Genomic DNA, 3,215 nt, shown 5'->3' with positions numbered 1-3,215 from the left:
TGCGCAGGCTACGCTGCTGCCCTCTTCGCGCAGGTCAACTCGTCAAAGCGATCCTCACGCTTCAACTCCGTGAAGCGAGATGAAAAAGGCTCACTGCTTGACCTGCTTCGCCACCTCCGCAACTCGGTCCCGTGGAATGCCTTCCAGATAATAGGAGCGATTGATCACAACGCGATCCTTCGACCCGCCATCCGTAGGGTCAAGGCAGGATGTGACGTTAAGGCTGGGGCGATAGAGGTCAAGCCGGGGCTTGGGAATTATGATGCCAGCCGTCTCCTTGATAAGCTGCTCAACCCGCCCTAATGCCTGTTCCTGAGTGATTGTGGGGCCGTTCACAACACCTTCCCTAGTGCAGCCGACAGCAAGAATAACAATAGCCAGGATCGCCAAAACAGGGCGCAGCATCTCACTCTCCGGTCGGTACAGGCGAAGGCTGCGGATGGGGTGACGGATTCTCGGTAGGCAGCGCACCGGATCCCTTCAGCGACAAAGAAGGCGGAGCAGTAGGGGGCGGCGGGGTCACCGTCGAACTCGCGGACGGTTCGGCGTAACGAATCACGGACCCGTATTCACCGTTGATTACATGCGCAATATTACTCAGCGACTTGGAACTGCCAGCCCAGTAACTAGAGTGCCCCTTAAAGCTGATCACGGAGTCTCCGCTATCCGGAACATAAAACGACTGAGCGCCGAAGACCTGAGAGCTGGGATCGGGCCCAAGGGCAGGGATAACAGATCCGATATCGCCAACAGGATCATTAGGCGCCTCCCCTACCAAAACCGAACCCACTTTCAAGTCCTTTCCCCCCGCGGCGGTCACTCCAGGGCTCCCCACAAAAATCAATTGATCCGCGAAGGCTCCCGGACGCTTTTGAGCGGCCACGCCGACCGTCGTCGATCCGTAGCTATGGCCCAGAACGGTGAAACGGACGTTGGAGGCAGCGTTGTGAGCAGCCCGGAGACCATCAGTAAAACTGGCCAGAAGCGGCGCCCCATTGGTTGCGGCGAAGGCCAGGGCGGGCGTGCCGTTCGGCTCCAGGAAACTCCCCCCACTGCGGTGCCTCATAGCCGAGCCAGGCTATAGAGGCGATCTTCTTCTCTCTCCGGAACTCGTTCGCCCGGTCCCATGCGACGGCGGCCCGCTCGGCGTCGGAGTTGTCGTCCCCGAAACCATCCAACTTGGTTCCGGTTCCGGGAACATAGACGGCTATGTTGTCTGCCTCATCGGGGTTCCCAAATGATACGGCGGTCTTTCCCAATCCTCCCAGCTCCAGTTGCAACAGCATGGCGGGAGGGCGGCCGTTCAGACCGCCAAGTGCCAGGCTTTTCTCCACGGACGCGATCTGCCGCAGTTTCAACTCCAGCTCCTTGATGGCTGCGGCGTTCTTCCCGAGGGATTGCAACGCTTGTGCTCTCTGCGCGGGGTTGGCGGATATCTGACGCGGATCACGCATTGAATTCTGCTGCTCCGCCAGGCTTCTCAGCGTTTTCTTCAGCTCCGTCGACGATGCACGCAGCCGCTCCAGCTCCGGAGTGATCGTGGCCTTCTGGTCAGCCAGGTATTTGCGGTTCGCCTGGTCGCGGACCGTGGCGGGGAGACCGTTCAGGGCGCCGACCAGGCCCGGGGAGGCGGCGATCAGCTGGCCCTGAGCGGTCTTGTCCAGCTCGCGCCACCACACGTTGAGCCGGGCGGCCAGGGTCGCGTCCTTCCCGGTGTCCTGCAGGTCCTTCAGGGTTTTCAGGGCGGTGACGTCTCCCTTCCCAGCGGCGGTCGTCAGCTTGCCGATCTCGCCCGAAGCGGGGGCATGCCCGCCGAAGAGCCCGAAGGCGGCCGTCGCCTTACTGGCTGTGCCGATGTCGTGCGTCTGCTGGATCGTGGTCAGTCGCTGCCGCAGGTCGCGCGCCTGTTCGTCCGCCCAGACCCCGGTGTCGAGGACCTGCCGTCCTGAAGGGGAGGAAAGGCAGAGCGCGGACAACTCGGCGCTGAGCCGTTGCCCGGCGCGAGGCAGCTCCTGCCCGGCTCGCTGGAGGTCGGCCACCATGCGAGTCATGGCGGCGATGTCCATCCCGGAGAACGCGCCCGGCGAAGGGGCCATCACACTGATGGACGTCGAGAACGACGGCACGTGCGCCTGGCCGCCGAGCTGCCTGATACGCAGGACTATTTCCTGAGCCGCCGTCGTAAAGGCCAACTGCAGGGTCGCGCGCCGGATGGCGAGCATCTGGTCGAACGCCGGAGCCCCTCCGCCGACCCAGGCGTGCGCGGACATGCATCGCGCACATGAATCCAGCATTGAGGCGTGGTCCGCCCCCAGCCGTACGACCCGCGATAACGCGGCTTCCAACTCCCCCGTCGCGCTCCCCCCGCCACAATGCGTCAGGGTCTCATACAAGACCAGGAAGGATCAAGGTTTGGCTTTGAAGTCACTCAAATCATAAATAGGTCTCTCAAACTCCCATAAATACGCCTATCTGTAGCACACGAGGACCCTAGGGATAGCAGGGCTGACGCCTGGAGGGGCGTCCCACCCAAGGCGGGATGCCCCTCCAAGGTGTTCTCTACCGGTCGAACCAGGAATCCATCGTCACCTTCGACAGCTTGACCATCACAGCGATTCCCAGGGCCAGGTGGACCGCCCCGAAGAACCCCATAAACAGCACGATCAGCAGGCTGTAGCCGTTCACCAGAACCGAGATTCCCTCGATCACATAGGCCAGAAGGCGCACCAACCTTCTCCGGGTCCCGAACAACAGCGACAGCGGGCCTGTCAGCACCGGGAGAGCGGCCAGCGGCCAGACGCCCCACGGCATGTGGCCCAGACTGAGAACGTAGATGTAAAAGGCGAGGAAGACGCCGGGTATCCCGATGATCGACTGCGCCCACATCATCGACTGGAGCTCTCTCACCTTCGCCGGCATGGGCTCCTTCTCGGGCAGGCCTGCCACCGGGAGTGCGCCTGGGGAGACGTCTGGATCGGACACTGAACCTCCGGTTCACAGAGCGGTCGAAAGAGAGAAAGGCTTGAATCCGTGCCTGTCGAGCGGCGGAGGGCGTCCCGGCTGCGGCGCGCACGACGTGGTGACGATGCCGCTCTTGCCGGATTTCAACAATGGTGGAACTAACCTCGAGCTTTCGCGGTGAGTTTCGGAGAACTTGATCGTTTACATGAGAAAAGTGCCCTTGAACTGGGAGGGTCGGACTTGTCTAAGGTCCC

Annotated in this window: 4 protein-coding genes; all 4 read right to left on the bottom strand. The window is 62.0% G+C overall.

What is annotated here, in order from left to right:
- Positions 1-90: 90 nt before the first annotated feature.
- On the bottom strand, positions 91-405 hold the full coding sequence (locus AB0395_RS47955; protein WP_366295004.1) for a hypothetical protein: 315 nt from the start codon (positions 403-405) through the stop codon (positions 91-93).
- Between the two features lies 1 nt (position 406).
- Positions 407-1,066 (bottom strand): alpha/beta hydrolase, encoded by a 660-nt coding sequence (locus AB0395_RS47950; RefSeq protein WP_366295001.1) that lies wholly within the window; start codon positions 1,064-1,066, stop codon positions 407-409.
- The gene (locus tag AB0395_RS47945; protein WP_366294998.1) at positions 966-2,222 is read right to left on the bottom strand and encodes an alpha/beta hydrolase; all 1,257 of its coding nucleotides are present in this window, start codon (positions 2,220-2,222) and stop codon (positions 966-968) included. The genes AB0395_RS47950 and AB0395_RS47945 overlap by 101 nt, the downstream gene beginning before the upstream one ends.
- A 337-nt stretch (positions 2,223-2,559) precedes the next feature.
- A complete protein-coding gene (locus tag AB0395_RS47940) occupies positions 2,560-2,919 on the bottom strand; it encodes a hypothetical protein (protein WP_366294995.1) in 360 nt (119 codons plus the stop codon).
- Positions 2,920-3,215: the final 296 nt, after the last annotated feature.

The sequence above is a fragment of the Streptosporangium sp. NPDC051023 genome, from assembly GCF_040689595.1.
Lineage (GTDB): Bacteria > Actinomycetota > Actinomycetes > Streptosporangiales > Streptosporangiaceae > Streptosporangium.
This window is presented reverse-complemented; position numbering and strand designations above follow the sequence as displayed.